Origin of the sequence: Peribacillus sp. NPDC006672 (assembly GCF_050274955.1) — a bacterium.
Taxonomy (GTDB): domain Bacteria; phylum Bacillota; class Bacilli; order Bacillales; family DSM-1321; genus Peribacillus.
The window spans coordinates 630793-656398 of record NZ_JBNNOR010000001.1 but is presented as its reverse complement, the minus strand read 5'-3'; the positions used below and the strand labels follow the sequence as shown (position 1 = coordinate 656398).

At 41.4% G+C, this 25606-nt stretch carries 29 protein-coding genes and 1 pseudogene; 6 read left to right on the top strand and 24 right to left on the bottom strand.

Annotated features, from left to right (window positions below; translation table 11 throughout):
- Nucleotides 1–439 precede the first annotated feature (439 nt).
- Nucleotides 440–775 (top strand): annotated as a pseudogene (locus ACQKKK_RS03310) (IS5/IS1182 family transposase); the annotation flags it as partial.
- A 155-nt stretch (nucleotides 776–930) separates the two neighbouring features.
- Here ACQKKK_RS03310 and lysA read toward each other — a convergent pair.
- The 17 genes from lysA to spoIIM form a co-directional block, all read right to left on the bottom strand.
- The gene (lysA, locus tag ACQKKK_RS03305) at nucleotides 931–2259 is read right to left on the bottom strand and encodes a diaminopimelate decarboxylase (RefSeq protein ID WP_427614024.1); all 1329 of its coding nucleotides are present in this window, start codon (nucleotides 2257–2259) and stop codon (nucleotides 931–933) included.
- A gap of 290 nt (nucleotides 2260–2549) precedes the next feature.
- Nucleotides 2550–4034, bottom strand: a complete 1485-nt coding sequence (locus tag ACQKKK_RS03300; protein WP_427614080.1) for a spore germination protein — start codon at nucleotides 4032–4034, stop codon at nucleotides 2550–2552.
- A complete protein-coding gene (locus tag ACQKKK_RS03295; RefSeq protein ID WP_427614079.1) occupies nucleotides 3991–4596 on the bottom strand; it encodes a stage V sporulation protein AE in 606 nt (201 codons plus the stop codon). Before ACQKKK_RS03295 ends, ACQKKK_RS03300 begins: the two co-directional genes overlap by 44 nt.
- A gap of 43 nt (nucleotides 4597–4639) precedes the next feature.
- Nucleotides 4640–5062 (bottom strand): stage V sporulation protein AB, encoded by a 423-nt coding sequence (locus ACQKKK_RS03290; RefSeq protein ID WP_427614077.1) that lies wholly within the window; start codon nucleotides 5060–5062, stop codon nucleotides 4640–4642.
- A complete protein-coding gene (locus ACQKKK_RS03285; RefSeq protein ID WP_427614075.1) occupies nucleotides 5052–5648 on the bottom strand; it encodes a stage V sporulation protein AA in 597 nt (198 codons plus the stop codon). The genes ACQKKK_RS03290 and ACQKKK_RS03285 overlap by 11 nt, the downstream gene beginning before the upstream one ends.
- Nucleotides 5649–5825: 177 nt before the next feature.
- On the bottom strand, nucleotides 5826–7115 hold the full coding sequence (locus ACQKKK_RS03280) for an NCS2 family permease (protein ID WP_289321202.1): 1290 nt from the start codon (nucleotides 7113–7115) through the stop codon (nucleotides 5826–5828).
- A 298-nt stretch (nucleotides 7116–7413) separates the two neighbouring features.
- Nucleotides 7414–8181 (bottom strand): RNA polymerase sporulation sigma factor SigF, encoded by a 768-nt coding sequence (sigF, locus tag ACQKKK_RS03275; protein ID WP_034308137.1) that lies wholly within the window; start codon nucleotides 8179–8181, stop codon nucleotides 7414–7416.
- Between the two features lie 13 nt (nucleotides 8182–8194).
- Nucleotides 8195–8635 carry an anti-sigma F factor gene (gene spoIIAB, locus ACQKKK_RS03270; protein ID WP_034308139.1) on the bottom strand — a complete coding sequence of 147 codons (441 nt, stop codon included), beginning with the start codon at nucleotides 8633–8635 and terminating at the stop codon, nucleotides 8195–8197.
- A gap of 1 nt (nucleotide 8636) precedes the next feature.
- Complete coding sequence (spoIIAA, locus tag ACQKKK_RS03265; protein ID WP_061463936.1) at nucleotides 8637–8987, bottom strand: anti-sigma F factor antagonist; 351 nt, start codon at nucleotides 8985–8987, stop codon at nucleotides 8637–8639.
- A 131-nt stretch (nucleotides 8988–9118) separates the two neighbouring features.
- Complete coding sequence (locus ACQKKK_RS03260; RefSeq protein WP_427614023.1) at nucleotides 9119–10285, bottom strand: D-alanyl-D-alanine carboxypeptidase family protein; 1167 nt, start codon at nucleotides 10283–10285, stop codon at nucleotides 9119–9121.
- A 209-nt stretch (nucleotides 10286–10494) separates the two neighbouring features.
- The gene (locus tag ACQKKK_RS03255) at nucleotides 10495–11799 is read right to left on the bottom strand and encodes a pyrimidine-nucleoside phosphorylase (RefSeq protein ID WP_427614021.1); all 1305 of its coding nucleotides are present in this window, start codon (nucleotides 11797–11799) and stop codon (nucleotides 10495–10497) included.
- A gap of 66 nt (nucleotides 11800–11865) precedes the next feature.
- Nucleotides 11866–12678: a purine-nucleoside phosphorylase gene (locus ACQKKK_RS03250; RefSeq protein ID WP_427614019.1), complete on the bottom strand. Its 813-nt coding sequence runs from the start codon at nucleotides 12676–12678 to the stop codon at nucleotides 11866–11868.
- A 14-nt stretch (nucleotides 12679–12692) separates the two neighbouring features.
- Nucleotides 12693–13880, bottom strand: a complete 1188-nt coding sequence (gene deoB / locus ACQKKK_RS03245; protein WP_427614017.1) for a phosphopentomutase — start codon at nucleotides 13878–13880, stop codon at nucleotides 12693–12695.
- Nucleotides 13881–14178: 298 nt separating this feature from the next.
- Nucleotides 14179–15072, bottom strand: a complete 894-nt coding sequence (gene xerD, locus ACQKKK_RS03240; protein WP_427614016.1) for a site-specific tyrosine recombinase XerD — start codon at nucleotides 15070–15072, stop codon at nucleotides 14179–14181.
- Between the two features lie 5 nt (nucleotides 15073–15077).
- Entirely contained in the window at nucleotides 15078–15308 is a 231-nt protein-coding gene (locus tag ACQKKK_RS03235; protein ID WP_370662551.1) for a YqzK family protein, read from the bottom strand.
- Between the two features lie 191 nt (nucleotides 15309–15499).
- Nucleotides 15500–15958 carry a Fur family transcriptional regulator gene (locus ACQKKK_RS03230; protein ID WP_061466137.1) on the bottom strand — a complete coding sequence of 153 codons (459 nt, stop codon included), beginning with the start codon at nucleotides 15956–15958 and terminating at the stop codon, nucleotides 15500–15502.
- Nucleotides 15959–16077: 119 nt separating this feature from the next.
- Nucleotides 16078–16725, bottom strand: a complete 648-nt coding sequence (gene spoIIM / locus ACQKKK_RS03225) for a stage II sporulation protein M (protein ID WP_427614014.1) — start codon at nucleotides 16723–16725, stop codon at nucleotides 16078–16080.
- 138 nt (nucleotides 16726–16863) lie between these two features.
- Here spoIIM and ACQKKK_RS03220 point away from each other — a divergent pair, with 138 nt between their 5' ends.
- Nucleotides 16864–17427 (top strand): GNAT family N-acetyltransferase, encoded by a 564-nt coding sequence (locus tag ACQKKK_RS03220; RefSeq protein WP_427614012.1) that lies wholly within the window; start codon nucleotides 16864–16866, stop codon nucleotides 17425–17427.
- Between the two features lie 46 nt (nucleotides 17428–17473).
- On the opposite strand, the gene ACQKKK_RS03215 is transcribed toward ACQKKK_RS03220, so the two are convergent.
- Nucleotides 17474–18655, bottom strand: coding sequence for an endonuclease Q family protein (locus tag ACQKKK_RS03215; RefSeq protein WP_427614010.1), 1182 nt, complete (start codon nucleotides 18653–18655; stop codon nucleotides 17474–17476).
- Nucleotides 18656–19207 carry an NUDIX hydrolase gene (locus tag ACQKKK_RS03210; RefSeq protein ID WP_427614008.1) on the bottom strand — a complete coding sequence of 184 codons (552 nt, stop codon included), beginning with the start codon at nucleotides 19205–19207 and terminating at the stop codon, nucleotides 18656–18658.
- A gap of 74 nt (nucleotides 19208–19281) precedes the next feature.
- On the opposite strand from ACQKKK_RS03210, the gene mciZ reads away from it, so the two are divergent.
- From mciZ to ACQKKK_RS03195, 3 genes are all read left to right on the top strand, one after another.
- The gene (gene mciZ, locus ACQKKK_RS03205; RefSeq protein ID WP_427614006.1) at nucleotides 19282–19440 is read left to right on the top strand and encodes a Z-ring formation inhibitor MciZ; all 159 of its coding nucleotides are present in this window, start codon (nucleotides 19282–19284) and stop codon (nucleotides 19438–19440) included.
- Nucleotides 19441–19496: 56 nt separating this feature from the next.
- The gene (locus tag ACQKKK_RS03200; RefSeq protein ID WP_427614004.1) at nucleotides 19497–20405 is read left to right on the top strand and encodes an aldo/keto reductase; all 909 of its coding nucleotides are present in this window, start codon (nucleotides 19497–19499) and stop codon (nucleotides 20403–20405) included.
- A 244-nt stretch (nucleotides 20406–20649) separates the two neighbouring features.
- Nucleotides 20650–21075, top strand: coding sequence for an Ohr family peroxiredoxin (locus ACQKKK_RS03195; RefSeq protein ID WP_427614072.1), 426 nt, complete (start codon nucleotides 20650–20652; stop codon nucleotides 21073–21075).
- A gap of 42 nt (nucleotides 21076–21117) precedes the next feature.
- On the opposite strand, the gene ACQKKK_RS03190 is transcribed toward ACQKKK_RS03195, so the two are convergent.
- Nucleotides 21118–21555, bottom strand: coding sequence for a MarR family winged helix-turn-helix transcriptional regulator (locus ACQKKK_RS03190; protein WP_427614070.1), 438 nt, complete (start codon nucleotides 21553–21555; stop codon nucleotides 21118–21120).
- Nucleotides 21556–21718: 163 nt separating this feature from the next.
- The gene (locus tag ACQKKK_RS03185; RefSeq protein WP_427614002.1) at nucleotides 21719–21979 is read right to left on the bottom strand and encodes a YqkE family protein; all 261 of its coding nucleotides are present in this window, start codon (nucleotides 21977–21979) and stop codon (nucleotides 21719–21721) included.
- Nucleotides 21980–22111: 132 nt separating this feature from the next.
- Between ACQKKK_RS03185 and ACQKKK_RS03180 the strand changes: the two genes are divergently transcribed.
- Nucleotides 22112–23011 carry an alpha/beta hydrolase gene (locus ACQKKK_RS03180; protein ID WP_427614000.1) on the top strand — a complete coding sequence of 300 codons (900 nt, stop codon included), beginning with the start codon at nucleotides 22112–22114 and terminating at the stop codon, nucleotides 23009–23011.
- A gap of 39 nt (nucleotides 23012–23050) precedes the next feature.
- On the opposite strand, the gene ACQKKK_RS03175 is transcribed toward ACQKKK_RS03180, so the two are convergent.
- From ACQKKK_RS03175 to ACQKKK_RS03165, 3 genes are all read right to left on the bottom strand, one after another.
- Nucleotides 23051–23374, bottom strand: a complete 324-nt coding sequence (locus ACQKKK_RS03175; protein ID WP_318686005.1) for an iron-sulfur cluster biosynthesis family protein — start codon at nucleotides 23372–23374, stop codon at nucleotides 23051–23053.
- 202 nt (nucleotides 23375–23576) lie between these two features.
- Complete coding sequence (locus ACQKKK_RS03170; protein ID WP_427613997.1) at nucleotides 23577–23909, bottom strand: YolD-like family protein; 333 nt, start codon at nucleotides 23907–23909, stop codon at nucleotides 23577–23579.
- A 26-nt stretch (nucleotides 23910–23935) separates the two neighbouring features.
- Nucleotides 23936–25195, bottom strand: coding sequence for a DNA polymerase thumb domain-containing protein (locus tag ACQKKK_RS03165; protein WP_427613995.1), 1260 nt, complete (start codon nucleotides 25193–25195; stop codon nucleotides 23936–23938).
- Nucleotides 25196–25606 lie beyond the last annotated feature (411 nt).

Below are 25606 nucleotides of genomic sequence, written 5' to 3'. Positions count from 1 at the left end.
TCCTTTGGAACCACTACATCATAAATGGCCATATGAGGACTAAAAACCATAGACGTTTGTTTTTGAATCATCGTACTCACCCACATAAATTTATTACCTTGATTATAAAACAAAAAAAGGTAGATTTCCTCAGAATAAACTGAGAAAATCTACCTCTATTGGCCCGAAGGGACTTTTTCAGTGCCCTCCCCATGCCATCCTTTTTTTTATGGCTTGTACAATTTGAACGTTGATTGGAACGTAGGGTACTCGCTTTCCGCGGGCGGTCCGCCCTCGGCGCCTTTGCGCCTGTGGGGTCTCCCTTGGACGCGCTTTTCCCGCAGGAGTCTCGCACACCCGCTCCAATCAACTTTGTTTTAACAACTAGATATAACCGCTTTTGCCTACAGTCTTTTTTGTTTTAAAATAGGAGTATTAAAACTTGAGGTGATGACGATGCTATCTTATCTTAATGACAGCTTCAAAAAGGAAGTTAATAAGTGCAGAGCACGTATTCGTTGATTCAACACATTTGAAAGCCAGTGCGAATAAGCGAAAATTAGAAAAGAAAATCGTTCGTAAGGAAACAAGAGCATATCAAGGACGCCTTCAAGAAGAAATAAATCAAGATCGTGAAAACAAGGGAAAGGTTCCACCAGATAAATTTGATAAAGAAGAAACCAAAGAGATTAAAGAACATACAACTGACTCTGAGAGTGGCTACTATGTAAAAGATGAACGAACAAAACAGTTTGCCTATTCATTTCATGCGGCTGCAGACTGCAACGGTTTTGTATAAAGTCCAAGAATGGCTAATATAGAGGACTCGTAGACGCCCAATCTCTTAATCTTGAGCAAAATTCAAAGGGGATTTCAAAAGGGGTCCGGAATTAAAACATTCCGACCCCCTTTTGTCTACAAACTGAAAGGATGGCCCATGCCATCCTTTTTTTATTCTTTATTGACGACAGCCGCTTCATGAAGGGCCAAATCCAAATGGATAAGATCTTCGTACGTCTCACGTTTGATGACCAATCGGGCTTCTCCTTTTTCGGCAAAGACGACAGCCGGCCTCGGAATCCGATTGTAATTATTCGACATGGAATATCCATATGCCCCTGTACAAAAAACTGCCAAGACATCACCGCGTCCGGCTTTTGGCAATGGTAAATCCCAAATCAACATATCTCCGCTTTCGCAGCATTTCCCAGCAATAGACACTGTCTCTTCTACAGAGTCAAGTGGGCGGTTTGCAAGAATTGCATCATACTTCGCTTCATAAAGAGCTGGACGTATGTTATCACTCATGCCCCCATCAACGGCTATATATTTACGGACATTAGGCACTTCCTTTTCAGAACCGACCTTATACAAGGTCACACCGGCGTCTCCGACTAATGAACGGCCAGGTTCAATCCAGATTTCAGGCATCACTAAATCAGAGTCAGCAATCAGGTTCTGCACTTCCCTAACAATTTCTTCTACATATTGAGATGCCGGTAGCGGGTCGTCCTCATGTGTATACCGAATTCCGAATCCCCCCCCGAGATTCAATACCTTTGGTTGAAACTCTATCGAACCATGCCAATCATTTAACTTGCCGATAATTTTTTGGGCCGCCAGAAGGAAACCGGTCGTTTGAAATATCTGGGAACCGATATGACAGTGCAATCCCAGTACTTCCAGAAACTCACTTTCCAGTGCTTGTCGAAGGGCGCCTTCCGCCTGTCCGTTAATAAGATCAAAACCAAATTTCGAATCCTCTTGCCCTGTCAAGATATAATCATGCGTATGGGCTTCAATACCTGGTGTTACACGAAGAAGGATTTTCACCTTTTGTTCACGGTTTGTACAAATTTCTTCCAAAAGTGCCAACTCTGAAAAATTATCGACTACTATACAGCCAATTTCATAATCCAAAGCCATATGCAGCTCTTCTTCACTTTTGTTATTTCCATGAAAGTGAATGCGTTCAGTTGGGAAGTTTGCCTTAATCGCCGTAAACAATTCCCCCGCTGAGACAACATCGAGAGAAAGCCCTTCTTGATCAGCCAACTGAATCATGGCAATCGAAGAAAAAGCCTTACTTGCGTAAGCAACTTGGGCTGAGATCCCCAATTCTTCAAAAGTTCTCTTGAACCCTCTTGCCCGTTCACGAATTAGCTCTACATCATAAACATATAATGGAGTGCCGAATTGTTCGATCAATTCGATTGTGTCCACTCCGCCAATCTCCAGATGTCCCCGTTCATTGACACCACTGGTTCCGTACAAATGCATGATAGCCTCACCTTCCTGACTTAAAACTAAAGATTGATAAGAATGAGGCAGCCTCAATAAAGAAACCCTGATGTAAGTGAAAAAGGGTTTTCTAAATGAACAAGCCTCATCCGAATCAATCAATTATCCCATTGAATATCGTTCTCTATGACTGCTTAGTAGTTCGAAGGGAAAGACAGATTGGTTTAACCTCAAAGAGCCATAAGCGCTCTATCTCTTTGTGAAGCCTTAAACTTTACCGCTTTTTCCGAATAAAATTAAATTAACACAACTTTTCGACAACATCAACCTTAAGATTTTCTTGGCTGCCTATATTTATCCTGGGGATGCACAATACTAGGACGCTCCGCAGCTCCTGGATAAGGTCTTCTTAATAGAATATGTGACAAGCCCTTTGGCTGAAAGGGGATAAGCGGCCATAAATAAGGTGTATTTAACGTTTTTATACTAGTAAGCAAAATAAGGTAGAGTGTGATGCCTATTATTAAGCCAGGCACTTTAAAGATAGCAACCAACACAATCAATACTAAACGGGAAATTTTATTCGCAACCCCCAATTCTAAACTTGGAGTGACAAAAGTGCCGATTGTCGCTACGGAAGCATAGAGAACCACTTCAGGAACAAATAGGCCAACATCTATCGCTATCTGTCCAATCAAAACTGCCGCAACCAAGCCCATTGCCGTAGAAAGCGGGGTCGGGGTATGAATGGCTGCCATCCTTAAGAATTCTATTCCTATATCGGAAATAAAGATTTGGACCACAATTGGTATATGCGTTTTATCATTCGGTCCGATAAACTCTAACTTATCCGGTAAAAGCGATGGCTCCAAAGCAAACAATAACCATATCGGCAACAAATATAACGAAACGAATATCCCTAGAAAACGTGTCCAGCGCACCATCGTTCCAACAGCAGGTGACTGCCTATACTCCTCGGCATGCTGCATGTGATGGAAAAGAGTGGACGGCGTAATGATGACACTTGGAGATGTATCCACATAAATCAGAACATGCCCCTCAAGTAAATGTGTTGCCGCTACATCAGCCCGTTCCGTATACCTTACAAGCGGGTATGGGTTATAGCCTTGCTTGACGATGAACTCTTCGATCGTTTTATCAGCCATCGTTATGCCATCAACCTCAATGCTATTCAATTCCTTACGAACGATATCTATTAAATCAGGATCGGCAATATCTTTAATGTAGCCGATGGATATATCCGTTTTCGAACGTTCCCCTACGCGCAGCATTTCAAATCGTAATCTTTCATCCCGGATTCTTCTTCTTGTTATCGCTGTATTAACGATGATGTTTTCGACAAAACCATCCCTGGATCCACGGACGACTTTTTCCGTATCGGGTTCTTCTGGCTGTCTTCCGGGATAACTCCTGACATCAACAACCAATCCTATTGGTTTACCATCGACAACGATGACTATTAATCCTGATAATACCTTATCAACTAGCTCATCCATCGTCGCTAATTCTTCAACTGATTGGTGTACGAGCAAGCCTTTGATTACATCAAAAACTTTTGAACTAATGATTTCAGTATTTCTATTATGGATTAGTGAGTTCAGGATTTCAATGATGTACTCTGTATCCGTCAGGCCATTTATATAGTAAAGATGGACATCTTTTCTTAAGACCTTTATCCTTCTTACTCCTAAATCGAAGCTGACACCCAGACCTACTTTCTCTTCCATGTACGCGTCAACTTCCGCTACCCTATTCGGAATCGGTTTCATATTTTGAGGTTTTTCTGAAGTCATCATGATCACTCCTTTCCAATATGATTTCCACCGCTAGCTTTGTGATCGGTGCTCCTCTTTTAAAATCATCCTGATGGGACATTTTTCCGATATCCCCTATCCCCACTACTATGGGAACATGTAATTGATCGATACAATACACTGTATCTCCTGTAATCTTGCCCATTTCAAATTCCTCGGCGCCGTATTTATCCACCCCGTTCGGTGTCAAATTACCATCCCGGTCAATACAGATATCCACCTTGGTCCATTCTTCCCTTCTAGTCTTTGAAGCGACCGCTATCACGCCAAGGACATTAATATCAGGATGTCTGGCAACTACCTTCATTGCCTGTTCGCCTGATCCTTCACCGATAAAACCGCTATCATCAAACATGACCAATACGGGATCATACTTTGCCTTTTTTATTAATTCAATAAGCTCCAAGCCCGTATATCGTGATGGATTACCTTGGGACATGGAGATACATCTTCCCCCAATTTCCTTGGCTACAAGCTCGACAGCCCGTTTAGCATACTCATCTCCATCCGTAATCAATATCACTTTTCGTTTGGTCACCATCTTGGGCCTACCTTTCATCATCAGGAATAGTTACCTCTTTAATTTATAAATCGACAAAATAAATCCATTGGAATAATGATCCGGCTATTTTCCCTAATACAAGTGCCATTAACAGATAAATGATTTTCTCTTGAATACCGATTCGCTTAGACAGAACCGGAAATACATTTAGGACTTCAGTTAAGGCAGCAGCAAGCATCCCATTGAAGATCCCGTCAGCCAAGCCGATCGGAATTAACAAAAATTTCGGGAGGGAAAGTTCCGTTTCCTGTAATCCGAACCATGTTCCTGCGACAACGCCGGCAATGATGGCCCCTTCGTAGAAATGTATCATTTTCATTGTTTTTGTCAGCTGAGTCAGTCTCGGAATCACCCCAAGTACAGTTAAAAACGCTACAAAACCGGCACCTGTTGCGAAACCTCCGGCTAAACCGACAAAGATTCCGAAGATAATTTTACCTGTCATCAAGATGGCGCACGTTCTCCTTATTTTCATTCATGGTTACATAACGGTCCAAATCCTGCTGATAGTTGAACATTTCAACCTCGAGCGGACTAGGCTCCTCATTGAAGCGTTTTTTAAAAAAGTGATTAAAAAATAAGATCATGCCCATACCAAGGCCGAAACTATATGGGATTTGAATCAGCAATGGCTTTTCTTCCACTTTTCCAGTTATTATAGTGAAGATTCTTTGGTGCACTTCCCCCATACTTACATCCACATGAAAATTCATGATGGTCATCCCGCCGCCGACAAACAACAGGAACCAGACTAAGGCGAAAGTCAGGAATGACATTTTCTTTTTCGAGAGAATGATTTCGATGATCGTTTGGGAGGGCCCGAATGTCTCCACTTCAATAGTTGGATCCATTTTACGAATTGCCATGATAACTTGAGCCAAATCAATGACAATAATATTCTTATCTTCCTTTTTGACCGTTAATAATATGATGTCCTCGATGATTTGAATCACTTCTTCAGGTCCGATTACCCTTGCAATATCTTTTATCCTCACCGTTTGATTTCCATTTACTTGTAAACGGTTCCTCATCCTGATATATACAACTGCCACTTTCATCACATCCCGACCTTTTATTTCCTTATGCTAATAGTATGGATTGGAAACAGATTGAAAATGCAAGAAGTGACCCATGTCCAGATATTACTAATTAATAACAACAAAAAGACACGCTGCAATGACAGCGTGTCTTTTTGTTGACATTATAAATTAATGAGTGGGGAAGAAAATCAGCTGAACCAAAAATATTAATCCAAAAATATAAATGAGCGGATGTACCGATTTTCCTTTTCCACTGAATACCTTCATAAGGGGATATGTTATGAAACCGATCGCAATCCCTGTAGATATGCTTGAAGTAAGCGGCATCGTTAAAATGATTGCAAATGCCGGAAATGCTTCATCGAAAATTTTCCAATTGACTTTAGCCAGGCCTTCCATCATGAAACATCCTACGATGATCAAAACGGGAGCTGTGATTGCTTGAACTGAAGAAATTGCCGATATTAATGGAGAAAAGAAAATGGATGCAGCGAACAGGATTGCCACAACAGTAGCAGTTAACCCCGTACGTCCGCCTGCGGCTACTCCTGTGCTCGATTCAACGTAAGCCGTTGAAGGACTTGTTCCAAACATCGAGCCGACTGTCGTCGCAATCGCATCACCTAAAAATGCTTTCTTTGCACGAGGGATTTTCCCATCCTTCGTTAATCCTGCCTGTTCCGTCACGCCAATCAAGGTACCTGTCGTATCAAAGATCGTCACAAGTAAAAAGGCGAAAACAACTGAATATAAAGAATGCGTGAAGACCCCGGCAATATCGATATCGAAAAATACCGGTGTTGGAGGTACAGATAAGACTCCATCAAAGTTGAGCAAACCGATAAAGTAGCCAATGATTGCCGTAATGATCATACCAATAAAAATTGCCCCTTTAATATTACGGGCCATAAAAATCAAGGTAATGAATAAGCCTGCTAACGCTAAAACGGTTCCAGGCTGATGCAAATCGCCAAGAGTCACCATCGTTGATTCATTAGGTACAACGATTCCAGCGTTTTTTAATCCGATAAACGCAATGAATAAACCAATTCCAGATGTGATTCCATATTTTAATGAGTTAGGAATCGCATCAATTATCATTTTACGCAAGCTTGTCACGCTAATTAATAGAAATAGCAAACCCGCAATGAAAACCGTACCGAATACGGTCTGATATGAGAGGCCCTGAGCCCCCACTACGCTGGCGAAATAAGCATTCAAACCCATTCCTGGCGCTATCGCAATCGGGTATTTTGCTACCAGCCCCATGATAAGAGTACCGATCACCGCTGATATGACCGTTGCCATGAAAACCTGTTCAAATGGAATTCCGATTGAAGACAATAAAGCCGGATTCACAATAAGGATATAAACCATAGTTAAAAATGTCGTAACACCCGCCATTACTTCTGTACGGACATCCGTCCCATTTTCTTTTAGGGAGAAAAACTTTTCCATAAACATATTTAGACCTCCAGATCTAAAGGAAACACCGACAACCGTTTGCACGTAAAGACAAGGTGTCCTAAAATTGTACTGCATCGACGCTTTTCCTTATCAATTATTCGTTGAAAGAAAGATAAAAAACGAATGAAAAACACGACCTTTACTATAATATTCGTTTTTAATTCTAATTTCAACTAAAAAAATGAATCCACTCATATTTTCATTTTTATCTACCCGGATCACTAAGGGAATTACTTTTACTTTTTCCTAAAATCGAGATTTATCTCCAGCCAAAAAAAAACCACATGAATCACTGATTCATGTGGTTTTTCATTTGCTGAAGAATCTTCTTTTCCAGCCTTGACACCTGAACTTGGGAAATACCAAGCCTTGCCGCTACTTCCGATTGCGTCTGATCTTTATAATACCTCAGGAAAACAATCAGCCTTTCGCGCTCATTCAATTCATGTATGGCTTCTTTCAAAGCGATTTGATCAAACCAAGATGTTTCGTTATGGTCGGCAATCTGGTCAAGAAGAGTAATGGGATCTCCATCATTTTCGTAAACCGTTTCATGGATGGATGAAGGGCTCCTGCTAGCTTCTTGGGCCATGATGATCTCCTCTGGCGACAGCTCAAGGTGTTCCGCCAATTCATTGACAGTCGGGACGCGGCCATACGTCTTGGAAAGCTCCTCTTTGGCCCTGCGAATTTTATTCGCCATTTCCTTTAGAGACCGGCTTACTTTAACCGTTCCGTCATCACGAATAAAACGTTGGATTTCACCAATAATCATTGGCACAGCATACGTTGAGAATTTCACTTCAAACGATAAGTCAAATTTATCCACGGACTTCAACAGGCCAATACAGCCAATTTGATAAAGGTCGTCCGGTTCATAACCTCGATTGAGGAATCTTTGCACGACTGACCATACAAGCCTAAGATTGCTATTGACAATCAGGTTCCTTGCATCTTGGTCACCGCTCTGGCTGCGTTGGATTAAATTCCGCAATTCCTCATCTTTTAAATGGGGCTGGCCTTTCTTGCTCTTCTCGTTTTTAACCTCCACATCCATATGCAAGTCTCCCTTAATTGCACAAAGCTCTGCTTGTAGTTAAGTGCTTTTTTAATCGAATGATCGTACCTTCGCCCTTATGGGAAATTATATTGATTTCATCCATGAAGTTTTCCATGATAGTGAATCCCATACCGGAACGTTCAAGTTCGGGTTTTGTCGTAAATAACGGCTGTTTAGCCTCCTCGACGTCCTCAATGCCCAGTCCTTCATCACGGATGGTCAATTCCACAGTATCGCCTTCGATGACCACTGAAATGTAGACCCAGCCTTCCGGGTCACTCTCATACCCATGGATAATCGAATTCGTAACGGCCTCTGACACGACAGTCTTGATCTCTGTCAATTCATCCATCGTAGGGTCCAATTGGGCAATGAAAGCTGCAACAGTTACCCTTGCAAAAGATTCGTTTTGGCTTAGTGCAGAAAATTTTGTTTCCATTTTATTTTTCATCTTAGGCAACCCCCAGTCTTTGCAAAGCGTTTTTTTCGGATAGTTCCATTTTAACAATTTTAAACAACCCTGACATCTCAAATAACCGCTTTACCGCTGGAGAAATTGCACAGACCACCATTTCACCTTGCTTTTTGTTTACCTGCTTATACCGCCCTAAAATAACTCCGAGCCCTGAACTGTCCATAAAATGCAATTCTTCCATGTTAAGGATAATATGCTTGATGTTATGCTTTTGAATGGCTGCCTCTGCCTGGTTCTTCAATTTTTCTGCTGTATGATGATCTAAATCACCTTTGAGACGAATGCACAATACTCGGTTTTTCGCCTCCATATTAATCGTAAGACTCACTATATACAGCCTCCTTCACTGTCTTATAAAGAGTCAAATTCTCTTTTTCACCTGCCGATTCCTTCTTACAGGCAAAACTAGTGGTTTTTCGCCTAAATTAGTACGATTAACAGGCATTGCGACAATTTATTCTATTTAGCTTGAGTAAACATGCCGAAAGCCCTTTTATACATTTGCCACCAACTGGCATTTTCAACAGTTTCCTTCGCGACAATCGGAGATTCGACATAAACTTTACCCTTTTTCTTCAATTCAAGCGTACCAATTTGATCACCTTTTTTAATGGGGGCTTTCAAATCTTTATCAATAGTGATTTTTTTTGTAAAGTCCTTTGCTTTTCCGTTCTTGGCTGTCAAAACTGAAATAGGTTCACTTGTCACTCCCACCACGGATTTCTTATGGCCTTTACTTACCTTTTCTTCACCTAACACCTCGCCGCGCTTGTAAATCGGATATGTGATGTATTGTGAAAATGCATAATCTAACATCTTGGTGACCTGGGCGTTGCGTTCCTTTGGAGAAACGGCTCCGAAAACGACGGCAATGACACGCATATTCCCTTTTTTTGCTGTTGCTGTCAAACAATACTTCGCTTCATTTGTGAATCCTGTCTTCAGTCCATCCACTCCAGGGTAAAACTTCACTAATCTGTTCGTGTTGACAAGCCAGAATTTCTTTTCGGTATTTTCACGGAGATAATCTTCATATGTACCCGTGAACCTTGTAATCGTATCGTATTTCAATAGTTCCTTCGCCATGATCGACATATCATGGGCCGAACTGTAATGATCTTTAACAGGAAGGCCTGTTGCGTTTTGGAACTTTGTATTTTTCAATCCGAGGTCTTTCGCCTTTTTGTTCATTTTCCTAACAAACTCTTCTTCCGAACCAGCAAGACGTTCAGCCATCGCGACCGATGCATCATTCGCCGAACCAATCGAGATGCCCTTAAGCATTTGTTCTGCAGTCATCTCTTCACCTGGCTCAAGGAAAATCTGGGAACCGCCCATCGATGCCGCATACTCACTAGTCCTGATTTTCTCCTTCATGCTAAGTTCGCCTTTATCGACCGCTTCCATGATCAGCAGCATCGTCATGATTTTTGTCATGCTTGCCGGTGAAAGGCGAACATCTGCATTTTTATCATATAGAACAGTACCAGTATCCCGTTCAATCAAAATAGCGGATTTAGCATTGGCCGCCAACTCGACACCTTTTTCTTCAGCTGCTTCTGTATGTGGGATGCTAAAACCCATTGCTACTAATACGGTTAAAAATAGAGAAAGAATCCGCTTCATCTCCATACCCTCCAATCTTTATATCATTTATTTTTTCCATCAAACCCATTTTTATACAAATAAAGATGAATTTCGAACATATAATGGATAACGAGTAATGAATTAACAAAAAAATAAAAGAGGCTGCGCATGGGCAGCCTCTTTTAAACATTCATTGGGACAGACAAAAAGACCGCTCTAAATAAAGAGCGGCCTTTTTTTGAAAATATTTATTCCATAATCTCTTTATAGATCAAAGTAGGTTTTTCTACTTTCTCTTTTGAAATCGCAATGCTTTCATATAATTTTTCCTTTACCTTTGAAACATCTTCAAAATTACTGTAAATCGTCACAAGGGATTCACCTTTTGCAACGGTTTCTCCGATTTTTTTACGAAGTATCAGCCCGACTGCCAAATCTATCTCTGATTCTTTTGTCGCCCGGCCTGCTCCTAAAAGCATAGCTGCCGTTCCTACTTCATCAGCGATGATTTCCGATACATATCCGTCCTCTTTCGCTTCCAGCTCGAAAGTATGAGCAGCCTGAGGAAGTTTTTCCGGCTGATCTACAACCGAACCATCGCCTCCCTGCGCTTCTAGGAAGACCTTGAACGAGTTAAGTGCAGAACCATCTTTGATCGCATTTTCAAGCAGGGTTCTTGCTTCTTCAAGCGAGCTTGCCTTTTTGGCAAGGTATACCATATGGCTTCCTAGCGTTAAAGAAAGTTCCGTTAAATCTTCCGGTCCTTCCCCTTTAAGCGTATCGATGGCTTCTTTCACTTCTAAAGCATTTCCGATTGCGTAACCCAGCGGTTGGCTCATATCGGAAATGACAGCCATCGTGTTTCGTCCCACATTATTCCCAATGCTCACCATCGCGTGCGCTAACTCTTCGGAATCTTCAAGAGTTTTCATGAAAGCGCCTGCTCCCGTTTTAACATCGAGTACTATCGCATCTGCACCAGCAGCGATTTTCTTACTCATAATCGAGCCGGCAATCAAACCGATACTATTAACGGTAGCCGTAACATCACGCAATGCATATAACTTTTTGTCCGCTGGGGTCAGGTTGCCACTTTGCCCAATGACAGCTATCTTATTTTTATTTACAAGTCGAATGAACTCGTCATTTTCTATTTCGACATGAAAACCTTGTACAGACTCCAACTTATCGATCGTACCGCCTGTATGACCGAGACCCCGTCCTGACATCTTTGCCACTGGAACACCTACAGCAGCAACCAATGGTCCAAGTACTAGTGTTGTGGTATCACCTACACCGCCTGTTGAATGTTTATCGACCTTAATTCCTTCAATCATCGATAAATCAATTTGATCGCCCGACTCGACCATTGCCATGGTTAAATCAGCACGTTCCTGCTCATTCATCCCTTTGAAATAAACAGCCATTGACCAAGCACTCATTTGGTAATCCGGAATCGATCCATCGGTAAACCCTTTGATAATGAACTGTATTTCTTCAGTAGAAAGAGCCTTTCCATCACGCTTTTTCTCGATTAAATCTACCATTCTCATATTAGAATCCCCACTTTTTTAAAGACACCGCTCTAAAAGGGTGTACTTGTATTTTTTTGGATCGTTTTATATGTCTTTAACGATGTGCTTAACAAATTCCAGAAAACTGCTTTTCACTTTTTCCGTTGTTTCAATTACCTCTACATGCGACAAAGGCTGATCCAGAATACCTGCGGCCATATTGGTAAGGCATGATATTCCTAGCACCTTCATATCGCTATGTCTAGCTACGATAACTTCCGGAACTGTCGACATACCAACTGCATCCCCGCCAAGGATCCTTGCCATTTTCACTTCGGCAGGTGTCTCATAAGTCGGTCCTGTATTTCCGATATAGACACCTTCTTTAATATCCAACCCGAGTGTTGATGCTATTTTTTTAGCTTGTGTCCGAAGGCCTTTATTATAAGCTTCTGACATATCAGGGAACCTAGGGCCGAAACGCTCTTCATTAGGACCAATCAATGGGTTTGCCCCCATTAAATTAATATGATCCGTAATGAGCATCAAGTCACCAGGTGCGAAGCTTTCATTAACGCTTCCCGCAGCATTCGTTACAATTAACTGCTCAACTCCAAGAAGTTTCATTACACGTACTGGAAATGTGACTTTCTCCATGGAGTATCCTTCATAAAAGTGAAAACGCCCCTGCATTGCTACAACTTTTTTGCCACTTAATTGACCAATGACAAGCTGTCCAGCATGTCCTTCAACAGTCGATACCGGAAATTCCGGGATTTCGTGGTATGGAATCGTTATGGGATTTTCAATTTCGTCCGCCAATACTCCAAGTCCAGAACCAAGAATCAGTCCTATCTCCGGGGAGCCTTCAATCTTATTTTTTATAAATGACGCAGCTGTCTCTATTTTATTAAACATCTTTTAATCTCCCCTTATTTTATATCGCCCAATATATTTTTCCCGAAGGCAGGCATTTTCACATCAAAATTGGCAGCGACCGTCGCCCCGATATCAGCAAATGTATCTCTAATTGGCAGCTCGGCACCTTCTGTAAATTGTTTGGAATAAACTAATAATGGGACATATTCACGTGTGTGATCGGTTCCTTCATGGACGGGATCATTCCCGTGATCGGCAGTGATGATCAATAAATCATCCTCTTTCAGTTTTTCAAGGACTTCCGGCATCCGAGCATCGAATTCTTCCAATGCTTTTCCGTATCCCTCAGGATCGCGGCGGTGGCCGTATAAAGCATCAAAGTCGACTAGGTTAATGAAACTTAATCCATTGAAGTCCTGTTCTATCGTTTGGATTAATTTATCCATTCCATCCATATTAGATACGGTCCTTAATGATTCAGTGACGCCTTCCCCATCAAAGATATCCGAGATTTTCCCGATTGCGAGAACATCATATCCAGAATCCTTCAATTCGTCCATTACTGTCCGGTTAAAAGGCTTCAATGCATAATCGTGGCGGTTAGGCGTTCTTTTGAAGCTGCCTGGTTCACCCGTGAAAGGTCTGGCAATCACGCGTCCAACCTTGAACTCATCAGCCATTGTCACCTCACGAGCAATTTCACAAATCTTGTATAATTCATCTATCGGAACGATATCTTCATGTGCAGCAATCTGTAAAACGGAATCAGCTGATGTATATACAATCAACGCACCCGTTTTCATATGTTCCTCACCAAGTCTTTCAATGATTTCCGTTCCGCTTGCCGGGACGTTCCCAATAATTCCACGACCCATTTTTGCCTCAAGTTCATTGACTAATAATTCCGGAAAACCATCGGGAAATACACGGAATGGGGTGGAAATATTCAATCCCATTATTTCCCAATGCCCAGTCATCGTATCTTTTCCTGTAGATGCTTCTTTCATTTTCGTATAGTATGCGAGAGGTTGCTGAGCCTTATCAATCCCTTTTATTTCACGGATATTTCCTAAACCCAATTTTGCGAGAACCGGCATTTTCAATCCATTCATTTTTTCAGCGATATGGCCAAGTGTATCCGCCCCTTTATCACCGAATAAATCGGCATCAGGTGCTTCGCCAATTCCAACTGAATCCATAACCACAACAAATATACGTTTAAACGCTGAATTTCCTTTCATGAGTCATTCCTCCTAAAATAGTAAATCACTTTTTATACTCTCTATAATACCCTTATTCTGCTCAGATACTCTTCAATTAAATGAAATCACGAGAACGTCAGAAGTCTGACCTCTCTACATTGTAAACGATTACCCATGATTGAGACAAATAATATATTTCGAAATGAAACAAACTGTCATCAGATGTGCGCGAGAATCGTCAGCATCCATTTGACAGCCCAGTCCATATCGAAAAAAGGCTGCTTCCTTTAACTGTCTCGCAGTTAAATTCACAACCTTTCTATCATTCTACTATTTTTTAAGCTCGCGGATGGAATTTTGAATATACATCCTTGATCCGTACGTTCGTAATATGTGTATAAATTTGAGTTGTCGAAATATCCGCATGACCCAGCATTTCTTGGACGGCACGTAAATCAGCCCCATTCATCAATAGATGTGTCGCAAAAGAATGACGCAGTGTATGTGGTGTAATTTCTTTTTCTATTTGTGCCGATTTTACAAGTTTTTTTAGAATCTTCCAAAATCCCTGTCTTGTCAGCCTGTTGCCATGATGATTCAAAAAAAGGGAATCCGTCCTGTGCTTGGGGCTGGCCAACCTCCCTCGAGACCCTTCCATATAATGTTCAATGGCACTCAATGCCGTTTGCCCAATCGGAATGATCCTCTCTTTATTTCCTTTCCCTACACACCTGACAAAACCCATCGATGCATGGACATCCCCCACATCCATGGATATCAATTCACTGACACGCATACCTGTCGCATACATCAGTTCCAGCATCGCCTTATCGCGTAATCCGAATTCATCCAATATCTTCGGGGCTTCCAATAATGCTTCAACCTCTTCCATGCTTAATACTTTTGGAAGGCTTCGTTCTGGTTTTGGCGTTTCTATATGTATGGACGGATCCTCATCAGTTACTTTTTCCCTTAGAAGAAATTGATGAAAAGATCGAATGGAGGCAATATGACGCGCTACCGTCTTCGATGATTTCCCTTGATCCTTCAAATGGACGAGAAAATGCAAGATGTTCACCCGCCGTGAATCATTCCAGTCGTTAATGGTTTCGACATCTTTCAGATAGCTCCAATATGATCTTAAGTCGCGCTCATAGGAAACGAGCGTATTCTTGGCAAGTCCTTTTTCAATGGTTAAAAAATGAATGAAATCCCTAATTTGATTCTCCATATTCATTACTCCCCGTTTAAATAAAACAACATTAAGCGTTCAAGCCATGCATCATCACCCGTATCAACAGCCTTCGATACTTTTACGGCCATACCTTTGGGCTCATCATAACGATGATAACTTTGATATTCCTGATTCAACCATACCATTCCTATATAAAAAAGAACAGTGAAGCTAACAAAGAGTACCATCACTTTAGCCGTATGCAAAACAAGCGATAAGGATGTTTTCATCATCTTTCCCCTCCCATTAGATCCTTTGTATCAATCTATGCCCAACAGGACAAGTTTTATACGTAGCAAAAACAGGCTTTACGTGAGAAAATTCATTCCTTCATCCCGATTTTTTTCTTAAGATGCCTGGCAATAGGTTTTTAGCCTTTTAAAAATGCAAAAAACCTTCTCCATTAAATGGAAAAGGTCCGACTTCATTCACCTTTATTTTCTTCTTTGCCATGACATCGATGGCAAATGCCGTGAAAGGTTAATCTATGGTCTTTTATCTTGAAGTTCCAGTCGCGTTCCACAATGTCTTCAACGTCTTCAAGCAGGTCTTCTTGGATCTCATCTACCGCGCCACATTCCACACAAACAAGATGATGGTGGAAATGCGCAGCCCCTTCTTGTCTTAAATCATAACGGGAAACCCCGTCTCCAAAGTTAATTTTATCTACTATCTTCAATTCAGTCAGCAACTCTAGCGTACGGTAAACTGTTGCCAATCCAATTTCCGGCGACTTTTCTTTAACAAGGAGGTAAACGTCTTCTGCGCTTAAATGATCCTCTTCATGCTCAAGTAAAACGCGGACGGTCGCTTCTCGCTGAGGCGTTAATTTGTAGCTGGACGAGTGCAACTGCTTTTTTATCCTATCAATTCTGTTTTCTATTTCCATACCTAATATTCCCTCCCGCGCCGCTATCTTATCCATTATATCAAAAGAGGGAAAACTGTCAAAATAGATTTCTTGTTAATGATAAAAAAAATTACGGGAACGGCAACTTTCCATCACTTACCCAATAAGCTTATGACATTTTTCATTAAAGAAGGGGATAGGTACGCTTCAAATGAAGCAGCTGTTATCAAAAATAACCCCGACAAAATCAACGAGAAAATATACCGTGATATTATCGGCTTCAGCGGATCACGGACCTGCTTAAGGAAAATCCGGCTGATCATTTTCATTGATAGTGAAACGGCAAGGACGGTTATCACGATGAATATCGGGACTATGAATATATTTTGGGGCAGAATGGCGACGAACGATAATAAAAACCCACTCCATCCCATTTGATTGACTAAAAAGCCGACTGTGAATCCAACAACCATTCCTTTTATAAATAACAAAACCAAGATGACCGGCAAACCTATGACCGATATTCCGAGAATCCAGATGACGCCGATATATTTTATATTATGCATAATACTTTGGCTGAACATATCATGCGAAGATGCAAATTCACCTTTGGAAACTTGTCCGAAAAATTGCGATAAATAATAGAACAAGTCCTCCTTTTGGGTAAAGCTCAAACTATTCACCAGTACTGCCCCAAAAATGACACCCATCAAAAAAAGCACAGTGATAAAGACATATAATGAGGAATGTTCGTTAATATGTTTCATTACGGCATTTTGTACGACAGATCTTTTTTTCATCTTTCATCCTCCCAACTCCACTTACTAGAATCTATGTTTTCACTCTCTCATTTATGCTAAGAAAACTTTCCCATCAGCAGAACAGCTTAACCTTCATTTGTGTTATAATTTTCCATAATAATTATTTGGAGGCAGGATATGAAAGCTATATTAATGGATTTCCCAGAGAAGATTGAAACCCCACGATTATATCTAAGGCCTTGTCAGCCTGGTGACGGCCTTGACGTTTACGAAGCCATTGTCCATTCTAAACATGAATTGAAACAATGGCTGCCATTTGCCCATCAGGATGCCTCTTCGGAAATTTCAGAACAGAATGTTCTGAAATCATTTGCGGACTTTATTTTAAAAGAAGATATCAGACTCCATATTTATAGGAAAGAAGACGATCAATTCATCGGCTCCACTGGTCTGCACCGAATTAACTGGGATATCCCTAAATTCGAAATTGGCTATTGGATTGATACGAGGTACAGTAAACAAGGGTACATAACGGAAGCGATAGAGAAGTTAACTAAATTCGCTTTTTACCATTATGGTGCAAAGCGGGTCGAAATCCGCTGTGACCCTAATAATATTGCCAGCAGACGGATTCCCGAGAAGCTAGGGTACGCCTTTGAGGGAACTTTGCGGTATGACTGTCTTAGTGCAGATGGCAAGGAATTGCGGGACACCTCCATTTATGCAAAAACAACATACTAAAAAAAGTCCTGACAGTTAGCCATCTCATCTGTCAGGACTTTTTTTGTTAGCTTTCCTTTTTGACCTTTCCATACTTGCCTCCGCCCCCCACTTCAAAAGAAAGCGTCCCTTTTCTGGCAGAATCGATGTAGCCCGCCAATTTTTCAGGAACGATTTCCATGAGCTGTTGAAGCGTTACTTCATGAAGGATATTCATCTCGGTTCCAAATGCCACCAGCAGCTTTTCCATGGATTTAGGTCCAAGCCCTGGGATGAAATCAAGTGGTACTTGATGGATATATGGCGGTCTTTCCCTCCTCCCATATCTTCCGTTCACTTTGGAAATGGAGAGTTCTTTGATCCGGGATGATACCCCTTTTATAATCGACTTATTACCACACTCAGGACATTTTTCACTATCCCTCAATACCTGGTGTAAACACCCTGAACATACGGTTTGATGATACTTTCCCAATAAGGGATTCAATCCATAATTGACGGTTACTTTTCGATTTTCTTTTTCTTGAAGGGCTTTTGCCAACTCATTGAAACTTGGTTCTTCAAGCAGGATTTTTTGATATTCACGAGCGATTTTCCCAAGTGAATGCGCATCAGAATTTGTCACGAATACATAGGATTCCAACTCTTCGATATCCTTGACCATTTCTGTATCTGAACTTAAACCAAGTTCGATGGCATCAATTAGCTCTGGGTCTAATACTTCTGTCAGACTGGATCGTACCCCTTTCCCGTATAAGCTTTTAAATGGGGTGAAAACATGTGCCGGGATAAACAGGCCGCCCAGTGACTTCACCATCTTTTGTAACGTTCTTCCATCACAATAAATCCTTTGCGAGCTTAATGTGATGTTTTTAACATGGCCGCTCATCCATGATGAGAATACCTTCATCGCTTTTAAAGTGGGAAAATAGGCGAGGACATGGATTGGTCCATTACAATTCTGATCATAAATTTCTATCTCCGAGCCTGGAATGATGGTTGTATTCTTGTATTGAAGACCGCCTTCAATCTTTTCCGTGATTTCACCATTTAGTATCCCCGCTTCGATCTCTTCGATAATTTCAGGAGAATGGCAATCGATTATCCCGATTAGATCAAGGCCCTTCCTTTCACTTGCCACTTGCAGCACATTGCTGAAGGTTAACGTTTTAGCACCTGTTATTTTCACGGCCCTTCCGCTTCTCGTTCTGCCAATATGGATATGGAGGTCAGCGTAAAACTCTTTCATTTATGAAGTCATCGCCTTTTTCAACATCAGATACTGAACGGCATATGCCGTTTTGGCATCCTGGATTTTCCCTTCAGCCATATAAGTTTGGGCTTCCTCCAACGTGAGTTCCATCATCTCGACAAATTCATCTTCATCCAGCGGGGCCGCATTTTCTTTCTTTTTCAAATTGTGGGCCACATACAGGTGAACCAATTCATCGGCGAAACCTGGGGATGTATAGAAGGATATGATGTGCTCCATTTTTTCGCATTCATAACCTGTCTCCTCTTCAAGCTCCCGTTTTGCCGATAGGACCGGTTCTTCGCCTTTTTCCAGCTTTCCTGCAGGGATTTCCACCAAACTTCTCTCCAGGGCTTTACGGTACTGTTCAACCATGATGATTTTATTTTCTGCCGTAAGAGCTATGATGGCAACTGCTCCCGGATGTTTCACTATTTCACGTTTACCCGTTTTCCCATCAGGAAGCTCTACATCATCCACTTGCAGGCTGATTACCTTTCCTGTGAAGATTTTTTCCGAAGACAGCGTTTTTTCTTCAAATTTTTTCATCCTGACCACTCCTTGTTCTAATTTCAGCATGATTCCTCATACATTTTACCATAATAGAGAGGGAGGGCGATTTAATGAAAGTTTACGTATTTGAAAAAAGCGTTACTTTATCCGGAAAGAGTTGGGAAATCATTCAAAAACTAAAACAATTGCAAAATCAATATGTCTATATCAATGATTGGATTGCCGACATACACCAGGTGCCACCCACTCCTTTAAAACGGATCAAGTGAATTCTTTGAGTGGAATGGATTTCTCCTTTACAATGAATGTAAAGGGAGTGGATAACATGAAAAAACGCAAACTAGGCAATTCAGAAATGCTAGTATCTGAAATCGGGCTCGGATGCATGTCATTGGGGACTGTTGAAAATAAGGCATCCGAAATCATACAGGCCGCTTTAGATGAAGGAATCAATTATTTCGATACTGCTGACTTATATGATTTCGGTATGAATGAAGAAATCGTCGGAAAGAATTTAAAATCGGTCCGTGATAAGGTATACATAGCCACCAAGGTCGGAAACCGTTGGAATGAAAATAAGGATGCCTGGAGCTGGGATCCATCTAGCGCTTATATTAAAACGGCAGTAAAAGATAGCTTAAAACGATTGGGAACTGATTATATTGACCTTTATCAGTTACATGGAGGCACCACGTCAGACAATATCGAAGAAACGGCAGAAGCATTTGAAGAGCTAAAAAAAGAAGGATATATCCGATATTATGGAATTTCCTCAATTCGTCCGAATGTAATCAAGGAATTCACTAAAAAGTCTGAGCTTGATTCCGTTATGATGCAGTATAATCTACTCGATCGCCGCCCAGAAGAATGGATGTCCCTTTTGGCCAACAAACAGATAAGCATCATCGCCCGTGGGCCCCTTGCTAAAGGGCTGCTTAGTGAGAAAATGCTCGAAAAGGCAAACGAGGATGGATACCTTGACTATAGTTATCACGAACTTAAAGATTTGCTTCCGCAAATAAAGGACAAACTTTCTGATAGGAAGCTTAATGAAACGGCACTTCAATATGTATTGTCCCATCAAAGCGTCGCTACCGTTGTACCAGGCGCAAGTTCGGTACAGCAACTCCGGGAAAACTGCCAGGCTGCTAACAGCTCCTCACTGTCCAAAACCGAGCTTGATATCTTGAAGCAGTTGACCAAAGCGAACAAATATGAAAGTCACCGGGAATAAAAAATGATGAACTGAATTGATTGTTTCAAAGGACGTTTGTAGGCTGCCTACCTCGTTTAACCGACGGGATGGGCAGCCTATTTCCGTTCCATCGTTTTATCGTTTACTTCGCCATACTGCTTCTGTACCGTTTTCAAGTTTCCCATCATTATTGTTTTTCAACTTTTTTCATTGCCATTCCACAAATGGTGTTGTACAATTTAGTTGTACACAATTAAAAAGGTAAAAGATAGGGGGAAAAATGATGACAAAAACATTAATTACAACGTCCGTAACAGTCGATGGCGGAAGAGAAGGTACGGCTATTTCTGCTGACGGCAATTTCACGGTTGATATGGCGATGCCCGGAACGACACGGGCTAAACAGATGCCTGAAGCATCTAATCCGGAACAGCTTTTTGCTGCTGGATATGCTGCATGTTTTGATAGTTCTTTGCAATTAGTTGGTAAAATTGAACGCATTTCTTTCGATTCCAAAGTCACTGCAAACGTCAGTCTATTGATGGGTGAGATGCATCAGTACAGCTTGGCTGTAACTTTGGCTGTGAAGGGATCCGGGATTGATAAAGAGACATTTGAAACCCTTGTTCATAAAGCACATCAAATGTGTCCTTATTCAAAAGCAATCAACGGCAATGTGGACGTCGCCTTCGAAATAGAGGTAGATTAAACCCGATAAAAAGACGCTTGGGATTCCCAAGCGTCTTTTTTGCTACAATTCCTTTAATGTTTTCAATAGTTGGAGCAGCGAAGCTTTCAAATCTTCAACCACCCTCTTATCCCCACCCGACATAGCCGAAATGCGATCGGGAATGAAACAGGCCTCTTCCTGTAAACCAAGTCCCTTTTCCGTCAACTTAATCATGACAGACCGTTCATCTTCAATGGAACGTTCACGGACAATCAAGCCATTCTGCTCCATTCGTTTCAACATGGGGGTAAGCGTTCCTGAGTCGAGGGCAAGCAGCTCCCCTAGCTTTTTTACTGTAAGTGTATCCTGTTCCCATAGTAGAAGAAGAACGAGATATTGAGGATATGTCACTTCGAGTTTATCAAGCAGAGGTTTATATTTCTTCGTCATTTCCCTTGAACTTGCATAAAGAAGAAAACATAATTGGTCTTCCAGTACTTTTTCTATTTTACTTTGCATCATATCACCAGCTAATAGTAGTCCATCCGATATGAGAGCATATCGAACTTATCTTTAATATAATCGTTATACTTTATAAAATAAAGGAATATCAGCGAGGAATGGTCTTCCTGAACAGAAAAAGGGAGCCAGCCCTCTTAAAACTTAAACTGCTCCCCGTTCTTCATTTATAGTTCTTCCAGTTTAGATTGCTTTCACCCAATAGCTCCTCGAATGATTTGTTCTTCTCCCGCTGCTTTCTTTCTTCGCGTTTTCTTTCTTCCTCTACTGCCCTTTTCTCTTGTTCAGCCTCATTCAGTTCCTTTTGCTTTTGACGAAGCTGGGACATGATATCTTGATTGATCATATCACCAAGTTTCAATGATGATGAATCTTTATCTTGGTTTTTGCTTTGATTTTGATTTCGCGGCTGTTTCTTTTTCATCCTTAAAACCTCCTGGCCATTTATTTGAAATTATTATATCACGACTGCCGTTTTCCTCGTTATGGTTTTCAAACAGTGTTTTCCCATTTCCCTCATGGTAAAATAAAGAAAATCAACCGAGGAGGACCCTTCATGAAAAAATGGTGGTTTGCAATAGCTGGAATCCTAACCTATATCATCGGCGTCGGCATTTTTTTTTCCAATCGGATTATGTACATGAAAAAGAAGGAAACCGATTTTATCCAGAATCGTGAAATCATGGCTAAACGCCTGATCAGGGAGGATTTTGATAATCTGCCTAAAACAGAAATTTGGGTATCCTCACCATCCGGATATTCCTTGAAATGCTTGTTCATCGAACCGCATGATACCAATAAATGGGTGGTCATTTCTCATGGTGTTACGGAAAACAAAGTCAATTCGATTAAGTACATGAATATTTTTCTTAAGCGTGGCTTCAACGCCATTATTTATGACCATCGTCGGCATGGGGAGTCCGGTGGCAAGACGAGCAGTTATGGACATTATGAAAAATTCGACCTGAAGGCCGTAATCGATGAATTGAAAAGACGTAAAGGTTCCGATCTTCATATTGGTATTCATGGAGAATCCATGGGGGCCGTAACCATGCTTTTATATGCCGGAATGCTTGAAGATGGTGCTGATTTTTACATTGCCGACTGTCCATTTTCAAATTTCGAGGATCAGATCAAACACCAGCTCAAGCTTGTAATCCCAGTTCCCTCTTGGACCGTGTTTCCGCTTGGGCGTACGTTCATCAAACTCCGTGATGGATATTGGACAAATGAAGTGTCCCCCATCGATTATATGAAAAACATCCGAACCCCCGTGCTCTTCATCCATAGTGAAAATGACAGCTTCATTCCCGCTTCCATGACAGCGGAATTATATGCAGCAAAGGAGGGCCCAAAGCAGCTGTACATCGCTAAAAAAGGGGCCCACGCTCAATCTTATAATGAAAATCCAAAAGAATATGAAGATCAAATCGATCAGTTTCTCAAACTTGTCTGAGCAGAAAAAAGAGGGTATCCACGATTCCCTCTTTGCTTCTTAGATTTTATTAAAATAGCTCATCCTCGGATTTAAGATTTGATTCGGACTTTTTAATTGAAAGCTGTTCGCTTCCGGAACAAAGTCTATTTTCATGATTTCATCCAGAAAAATCATTTTTGATTTCTCCACATATAAGGGAATTCCGTTCGTTTCCGCTTTTTCGGTACCTTCTTCAGGTTCGTTGACCAGCCATAGCGCCGTCACACCACTTACCACGCAGCCACAGCCATCAGTATCATATTTCAACTGTAAATATCCTTCTTTTCCCTGAACCTTATCGGCTATTTTCTCAGCCGCTCTTTCCGTCCATTCAATATACATGATTTCATGCCTCCCGATGTCTTTGCATTCCCCCATTATAAACGATAAAAATGTTTCTGTTAATGAAACTGCTTCCTTCTGCAAGATCGCCCAGATTCTCTTTTGCCCCGATGATTCCCTTTCACCAAGAAGAAAATGCATTAAAGAGGACCGATATCATTTCGAAAATGAAAGGCTCCCTTGAGAACAACCCTTCCGCTAATCATTCCATTATCCTTACATCCGCTATATCGGAAAGCTTGATATAGTGAGCCTGCTGAAAGCGATCGACGATATGAAGCTTTTGGGTGAGCTCATTATAATAATGGATCCTGCCGATTAACAGCTGATACCGGTTTCCTTCATAATGAGCGATCGTGACATCCTTTCTTTCCTCCATCGCTTCCCCCATTACCGCATTCATTTCTTCCAGTTGCTGCTCATCAAGGATGCGCTTCGTTTCATGGCCATCCTCCACCACCCAATCCCGGAGCATCTTCACATGCTCCGGCAACATCATCGATGTCCATTTGATACGGCCGCGATCACGAATCATTCTTTTCCCTCCCTTCAAAGTCGACCTTACGCCTTATGCCCACCAAGCAGCCTGCTTCGGTAAACGGCTGTACCCGCTTTTGTATACGAAACTGCACGCAATAACGATTTGGGTCCATATTTATGGCGGATTCGATCAACCGTGTAACTCAATTCCCGCTTTTTCCAGCGCGAAGCATCAAATAAAGTCAGCTGCATTTCGTTATCATCCACAATATTCGAGAGTGTGACCGCTATGCTCCGAACCGTTTTTTGCTTATAGTTCTCATGAAAAAGCTCCAGGCAAACTTTATATAACTCCATCGTAATGTTAGTCGGTTCACTGATCGAACGCGAACGATGGAAACCTCCGCCAAACTCATCCTTGCTGTAACCAATGCTTAAGCTGACCGTCCTCCCTGCCTTGCGGTGGGTACGTGCCCTTCTTCCAACCTCTTCGCAAATTTCCAGCATGACCTGCTTGACCTCATGCTCCTCCTTATAATCCCTTAGCAGGATTTGACTTTTGCCAAAGCTGACTTGCCCTTCGATGATTGTTGCCCCCATATCCGATAAATCGATTCCCCACGCATGGTGGTAAAGCTGATTGCCCATAATTCCGAACTTCGCTTCAAGTAATTCAAGATCATAATTGGCAAGCTGCCCGACCGTGAATATTCCCATTCCATGAAGGATTTTTTCTACGCGCCTGCCGATTCCCCACATTTCACGAAGCGGGGCAATCGGCCAAAGTTTGTTCGGCACATCCTCATATTTCCATTCCGCAATCCCTTTATGCTTGGCTTCCAAATCAAGGCAAAGTTTTGCCATAAGCATGTTCGGACCAATTCCAATGGCACAGGGGAGCTGTAATTCCCGTTCGATTTCATCTTTTATCTTTTCAGCTATCACCTGGGCATCTCCCCATAAAGAAGCGGCACCATCGACTTTCACAAAACTTTCGTCCACACTATACACGTGAATCGCTTCTTTGGGCACATAACGGTTGAACAAGCGGGTGATTTCCGTTGAGACCCTTAAATAGGTCGCCATTTTGGGTTCAACGACGACAATCCTTGGATCATTCGGAATCTCAAACCTCCGCGAACCTGTCTTGATGCCAAATTCCTTCTTCATCTTTGGGGAAGCCGCAAGCACAATGCTCCCCGTCCTCTCCAAATCACCAACCACCGCCAGATAACAATCGAGTGGGTCCAGACCAAGCATGACCGCTGAACAGCTTGCATAAAAACTTTTTATATCGATACACATAATTGATTGTTTCGGCATTGTCCCATAATCCATCATTTCTTCACCCTAACAAGAATATACGTTCGCTTTTATTATATTCATAACTTTAACCGAATATACGTTCTTATTCAATGGAAGTTTTCATACAAATTTCTACTTTTTAATGTAATTTCCTTGAAAAATATAATAGGCCCTAAAAACGGGTGAAATACCAAATTTAAACTCTGTATCCATATAGTTTTTAAAAAACAGATCAATTAGGAACTTGAATAATCCTAAATGAATCAAAAGGCTCATTTTTCAAAATTCCACTCGATGTTTTCAAGAGTCTTTCGTCTATTTGTTTTTAGTCTTATTACTCATTTTTTGTAATTAAATTGTAACCAAAATTATGTCTAATTGTCATAATGGTATTGTAGGATAATATTGTTAAGAATAAAAGAGAGATAGATAGAGAGGAAATGAAAA